At 61.1% G+C, this 6,047-nt stretch carries 6 protein-coding genes; 3 read left to right on the forward strand and 3 right to left on the reverse strand.

The genetic code is table 11. The features are described 5' to 3' along the window. Window positions 1-2: 2 nt before the first annotated feature. Window positions 3-842 (forward strand): phytanoyl-CoA dioxygenase family protein, encoded by an 840-nt coding sequence (locus HNO86_RS07670; protein WP_175376395.1) that lies wholly within the window; start codon window positions 3-5, stop codon window positions 840-842. A gap of 140 nt (window positions 843-982) precedes the next feature. Here HNO86_RS07670 and HNO86_RS07675 read toward each other — a convergent pair whose 3' ends face one another. Next, on the reverse strand, window positions 983-1,339 hold the full coding sequence (locus HNO86_RS07675) for a cytochrome b (protein ID WP_256672566.1): 357 nt from the start codon (window positions 1,337-1,339) through the stop codon (window positions 983-985). Window positions 1,340-1,420: 81 nt separating this feature from the next. Between HNO86_RS07675 and hutC the strand changes: the two genes are divergently transcribed. After that, window positions 1,421-2,158 carry a histidine utilization repressor gene (gene hutC, locus HNO86_RS07680; RefSeq protein WP_175376396.1) on the forward strand — a complete coding sequence of 246 codons (738 nt, stop codon included), beginning with the start codon at window positions 1,421-1,423 and terminating at the stop codon, window positions 2,156-2,158. 106 nt (window positions 2,159-2,264) lie between these two features. Then, a complete protein-coding gene (gene gfa, locus HNO86_RS07685; protein ID WP_175376397.1) occupies window positions 2,265-2,858 on the forward strand; it encodes an S-(hydroxymethyl)glutathione synthase in 594 nt (197 codons plus the stop codon). Between the two features lie 66 nt (window positions 2,859-2,924). On the opposite strand, the gene HNO86_RS07690 is transcribed toward gfa, so the two are convergent. Both HNO86_RS07690 and hutH read right to left on the reverse strand, forming a co-directional pair. Further along, on the reverse strand, window positions 2,925-4,307 hold the full coding sequence (locus tag HNO86_RS07690) for an amino acid permease (RefSeq protein WP_175376398.1): 1,383 nt from the start codon (window positions 4,305-4,307) through the stop codon (window positions 2,925-2,927). Window positions 4,308-4,419: 112 nt separating this feature from the next. Then, window positions 4,420-5,952 (reverse strand): histidine ammonia-lyase, encoded by a 1,533-nt coding sequence (hutH, locus tag HNO86_RS07695; RefSeq protein WP_175376399.1) that lies wholly within the window; start codon window positions 5,950-5,952, stop codon window positions 4,420-4,422. Window positions 5,953-6,047 lie beyond the last annotated feature (95 nt).

A 6,047-nucleotide genomic window follows, 5' to 3' on the forward strand; every position in this document is an offset into this window, starting at 1 on the left:
CCATGAACGATCTGGCCCAACACATTGATTCGCTCGCCCTGCCCGTCAGCGACGAAACCGTCCGCGCTTTCCAGCGTGATGGTGCCGTGTGTATCCGCAATGCGTTCACGCCGGAGCTCATCAGCGAGCTGACCCGAGGCATCGAACGCAACCTGGCCCAACCCAGCCCCCGTGCCAAAGTGGCGAGCAGCCCGGACGACCCGGGCTGGTTCTTCGAAGACTTCTGCAACTGGCAAACCAATGCGCACTACCGCAACTTCATCTTCGATTCCGCCATTGCCCCTATTGCGGCCGCGCTGCTGGGCAGCCAACAGGTACGCCTGCATCACGACCACTTGCTGGTCAAGGAGCCCAATACCCGTCAGCGCACTCCCTGGCACCAGGATCAGCCTTACTACAACATCAGCGGTTCAGACACCGTCAGCTTCTGGATTCCCGTCGACCCCGTGCCACGGGAATCGACCCTCGAATTCATTGGCGGCTCGCACAAGGGCCCCTGGTTGATGCCGCGCTCCTTCATGGACAGCCAGGCCAAATGGTTTGCCGAAGGCACGCTCGACGAACTGCCGGACATTGAAAACCATCGCGAGGACTTCCCCATTCTGGGCTGGGCGTTGTCTCCGGGGGACATGGTGTGTTTCAACATGCTGACCCTGCATGCTTCGTCCGGTGTCGGCGGGAAAAACCGTCGCCGTGCGTTCTCGGTCAGAGTCACCGGTGATGACGTTCGACATGCGCCAAGACCCTGGGCCACCTCCCCTCATTTCCCCGGGCTTGAGGAAACGCTGGCGGCGGATGCGCCTTTGGAGCATCCGTTGTTTCCAGCTCTGTGGCCTCGCTAGTTGTTCCCGTACGGTTTGAGACCGACCTGAAAGCTGATCGCCGGAACACTGGATTGCAGTGTTCCGGCGTTTGTATGTCAGCCACCCCGGAAATGGCGGATCCAGAGCCTTGAAGTCTCCATCGACCAGTCAGGATCAGCTCACCGACTCGCAAGCATGCCCTTCAGCACCTCATCTTTCTCGATGAAATGATGCTTCAGCGCAACCAGAACATGTCCTCCCGCCAACGCGCCACACAACCACGCCGTGTAGGTATGAACCCACTTGGCCAGGTCATACAGACTTTGATCGGGCGCCACCAGCGGTGGCAAAACGAGCGCCATGCCCCAATGAAGCCACTTTGCAGTGCTGGTATAGCTACCCGCCTTTGCCATTGCGATTACCTTCTGAAAGATCGATGTGAGTAAAGTATGCTCAGCCGCGCCGATCAGAAAAATCGCTGTTTTTGGGTATAAACCATCAATTGGTTCGATATTTAAACCTGAGCTTGCAGCCATCCCCCCTAAACTGTGACGATACCCACCTTTTCTCCAGCCCCTGGCAAAACCCCTTGCCGCACCGCCATTACGGATCGACTGATGATTAAAAATGCACCGCAAGCGCTCTATCGGCGTGCGAAGGATTTCGTGCAGGACCAGCTTCGCGCGGGCGTTTGGAAGGCCGGGGACATGATTCCTTCGGAGCATCGGCTGGTCGAAGAGCTGGGCATGTCGCGCATGACGATCAACCGGGCGCTGCGCGAGCTGACTGAAGAAGGTCATCTGGTGCGGATCTCCGGTGTTGGCACTTTCGTCGCCGAGAGCAAGCCGCAATCGAACCTGCTGCGCATTACCAACATCGGCGACGAGATCCTCGCCCGAGGCCACAGCTATACCTGCAAGGTCCTGCACCTGGGGCGCGAGGTCGCCTCGATGCCGGTGGCTGCGGCGTTGTCGCTGCCCACCGGCGCTTCGGTGTTTCATGTGATCTGCGTGCACAGCGAAGAAGGCATTCCGGTGCAACTCGAGGATCGTTACGTCAATCCCGAGATGATTCCGGATTTTCTCCAGCAGGACTTTGGCGCAAACCTGCAGCCTGCCATGTACCTGCTGCAGGTCCTGCGGCCAGATGAAATGGAGCACATCGTCGAGGCCAGTCACCCCAGCAGCGACGAAAGCAAATACCTGCAGATCGACATCAACGAACCTTGCCTGGTGCTCATGCGCCGGACCTGGAATCAGAGCAAGATCGTGACGTATGTCCGCCTGATCCATCCATCTTCGCGCTATCGCCTGGGCAGCCGGCTGCCGGTCAATGGCGCCCATAGGGACAGTTGACGCAGGGCGCGGTCACTCACGCATCGGGGTAGAAAGCGGGTCCTATACTGGATGGACCGCCCTGCCCTCAGACACCTTTGTCTGACCCTGAAAAGGAGACGCCAACGTGAGTACCGTGAAGCTGCACCCGATCTTGGACAGCGCTGTACCGGACAAGGGTTTCGAACCTGCCGCCGCCAATTTCACCGGTGGCACCCTGCAATGCCTGTGCGCGAACGACAAGGTCGAGGTCAAAATCGACGCACAAACCCTGCATAACCACGCCTGCGGTTGCAGCAAGTGCTGGAAGCCCGACGGCGCGATATTCGCCGTGATTGCCGTAGTCCCCCGGGACAAGCTCAGTGTCACCGCGCATGGTGAAAAACTGGCGATCGTCGACGAAAGCGCAACCATCCAGCGCCATGCCTGCAAGCAATGCCACACCCATCTCTTCGGACGCATCGAGAACAAGGACCATGCCTTCTATGGCCTGGACTTCGTGCACACCGAACTGTCTCCCCAGCGCGGATGGTGCGCGCCGGGCTTTGCGGCTTTCGTGTCTTCGGTCATTGAAACCGGTACGCCGCCGGCGCAGATGAAAGCCATTCGTGACCGTCTGCATGCGCTTGGCCTGGAGACTTATGACTGTTTGTCGCCGGATTTGATGGATGCGTTGGCGACCCATGTCGCCAAGCAAAGAGGGGTATTGCCCAAGGCTTGAGCAGGCAGCCGACCTGCCCTTGTCTTGATTGTGGCGAAGGGTTTCATCCCCTCGCCACAGTTGGGTTCAGCGGGTCGACGTCTCAGCCATGACCCGTCCTGCCGCCGGCTTGACCCACAGCAGATAAGCCACCACCAACAATACAACCCACACCACGCCAACAATCAACGCCGCCTGGGTATCCGGAAAGTAACCCAGCACGCCGAAGATGAACGCCATGAAACCAATCGCGGCCATGGGCGCATACGGCCAGAACGGAACCGGAAACTTCAGCTGTGCAACCTGTTCGACGCTCATGGAGCGACGCATGGCCACCTGGGTCAGCAGGATCATCAGCCAGACCCAGACGGTGGCGAAGGTTGCGATCGAAGCGATCAGCACGAACACGTTTTCCGGAATCAGGTAGTTCAGCAGCACGCCGCCGAGCAAGGCCGCGCTCATCACCACCACGGTCATCCATGGCACGCCGTGACGCGACAGCTGGCCGAAGCCCTTCGGCGCGTGGCCCTGGCGGGACAGGCCGAACAGCATGCGCCCTGCCCCAAAGATGTCGCTGTTGATCGCCGAGATCGCCGCGGAAATCACCACGATGTTGAGGATGGTGGCTGCCGAGCTGATGCCCAGGTTGTTGAAGATCTGCACGAACGGGCTGCCGTTGCTGCCGATCTGTTGCCACGGGAAGATCGCCATCAACACGAACAGGGTCAGCACGTAGAACAGCAGAATGCGCAGCGGAACCGCGTTGATCGCCCTGGGCAGGACATGTTGCGGGTCCTTGGCTTCGCCGGCGGTCACGCCGATGATCTCGATGCCGCCGAAGGCAAACATCACCACCGCGAACGAGGCGATCAGGCCGCCGATGCCGTTGGGCATGAAGCCGCCCTGGGTCCACAGATTGCTGATGCCGGTGGCGTGTTCCGTGGTCGAGGTGCCGATCCCGAAGGCCATGATGCCGAAGCCGCCGAGGATCATCGCGATGATCGCGCCGACCTTGAGCAGCGACATCCAGAATTCCATTTCACCGAAGACCTTCACCGTGCACAGGTTCAGGCCACCGATCACGAAGACGATGCCGAGCACCCAGATCCAGCGCGCGACTTCCGGGAACCAGAAGCCCATATAGATGCCGAACGCCGTCACGTCGGCCATGCCGACGATGACCATCTCGAACGCGTAGGTCCAACCGAGAATGAAGCCGGCCATGGGGCCCAGGTAAGTACTGGCGTACTGGCCGAAGGAGCCTGCGACCGGGTTATGCACGGCCATCTCACCGAGGGCGCGCATGACCATGTAGACCGCCGCGCCGCCGATCAGGTAGGCCAGCAGTACCGCCGGGCCGGCCATCTGGATGGCCGAGGCCGATCCGTAGAACAGCCCGGTGCCGATCGCCGAACCCAGTGCCATGAAGCGGATGTGTCGGGCTGATAGCCCGCGTTTCAAACCTGTCATTTCGCTTTCCTGATTGTTTTTGTCGGGCGAAAAGCCGTACACAGCCTGGGGGCAGGCCGTGCACGGAAAAAATGGAGATGCCGGAAGCGAGCGCTCCCGGCAAAGGGCCTACTTAAAGGCTAGGCAGCAACCGAGCCGGGACCAGCTCGTTCAGGCAGCGGGAGGCCAGCAGTTCGCTCGCGGCGTTGATGTCCGGGGCGAAGAAGCGGTCTTTCTCGTAGTGCGCGACTTTTTCACGCAGGGTGTTGCGCGCCACTTCCAGCTTGGCGGAAGTCTTCAGGCCTTCGCGCAGGTCCAGGCCCTGGCAGGCGGCGAGCCATTCCACGGCGAGGATGCCACGGGTGTTTTCGGCCATTTCCCACAGGCGCTTGCCGGCGGCCGGCGCCATGGACACGTGGTCTTCCTGGTTGGCGGAAGTCGGCAGGCTGTCCACCGAGTGCGGGTGCGCCAGGGCCTTGTTTTCACTGGCCAGGGCGGCAGCGGTCACCTGGGCGATCATGAAACCGGAGTTCACCCCGCCGTTGGCCACCAGGAACGGCGGCAGTTGCGACATGTGCTTGTCCATCATCAGCGAGATGCGGCGCTCGCTCAGCGAACCGATTTCGGAGATGGCCAGGGCCATGTTGTCAGCGGCCATGGCCACAGGCTCGGCGTGGAAGTTACCGCCGGAGATCACATCACCTTCGGCCGCGAACACCAGCGGGTTGTCGGAGACGGCGTTGGCTTCGATCACCAGCACTTCGGCGGCCTGGCGGAACTGGGTCAGGCAGGCGCCCATGACTTGCGGCTGGCAACGCAGGGAGTACGGGTCCTGGACCTTTTCGCAGTTCTGGTGGGAGTCGGACACTTCGCTGCGCTCGCCCAGCAAATGGCGATAGGCGGCAGCGGTGTCGATCTGGCCGCGTTGACCGCGAGCAGCGTGAATCCGTGCATCGAACGGCGAGCGCGAGCCCAGTACCGCTTCAACGGTCAGGCCACCGACGGCCAAGGCACCGGCGAACAGGTCTTCACCTTCGAACAGGCCACGCAGGGCGAATGCAGTGGAGACCTGGGTGCCGTTGAGCAGCGCCAAACCTTCCTTGGCCGCCAGGGTCAGCGGCTCCAGACCGGCCACGGCCAGGGCTTCGGTGGCTGGCAGCCATTGACCCTTGTAACGCGCCTTGCCCTCACCCAGCAGAACCAGGGACATGTGTGCCAGTGGCGCCAGGTCGCCGGAAGCACCGACCGAGCCCTTCAGCGGGATGTGTGGATAGACTTCGGCGTTGATCAGCGAGATCAGCGCATCGATGACTTTGCGGCGGATGCCGGAGAAACCACGGCTCAGGCTGTTGACCTTGAGCACCATGATCAGGCGGACCATCGCATCGCTGATCGGCTCGCCGACGCCGGCGGCGTGGGACAACACCAGCGAGCGCTGCAGGTTTTCCAGGTCGGCGCTGGCGATGCGGGTCGAGGCCAGCAGGCCGAAACCGGTGTTGATGCCGTAGGCGGTGCGGTTTTCGGCGAGGATCTGCTCGACGCAGGCGACGCTGGCTTCGATCTGCGCGCTGGCGCTGTTATCGAGGCTGAGGGTGACTGGCTGCTGGTAAACGGCGCGCAGTTGGGAAAGGCTCAGTTGGCCCGGGATGAGGTTCAAAGCAGTCATGTTCAAATTCCTTAAGCCCAAATAATTGTTTGATCCCTGCAGGAGCCGTCGAGTGAAACGAGGCTGCGATCTTTTGATCTTTGAAAAGATCGCAG

Origin of the sequence: Pseudomonas sp. C1C7 (assembly GCF_013359595.1) — a bacterium.
GTDB lineage: Bacteria > Pseudomonadota > Gammaproteobacteria > Pseudomonadales > Pseudomonadaceae > Aquipseudomonas.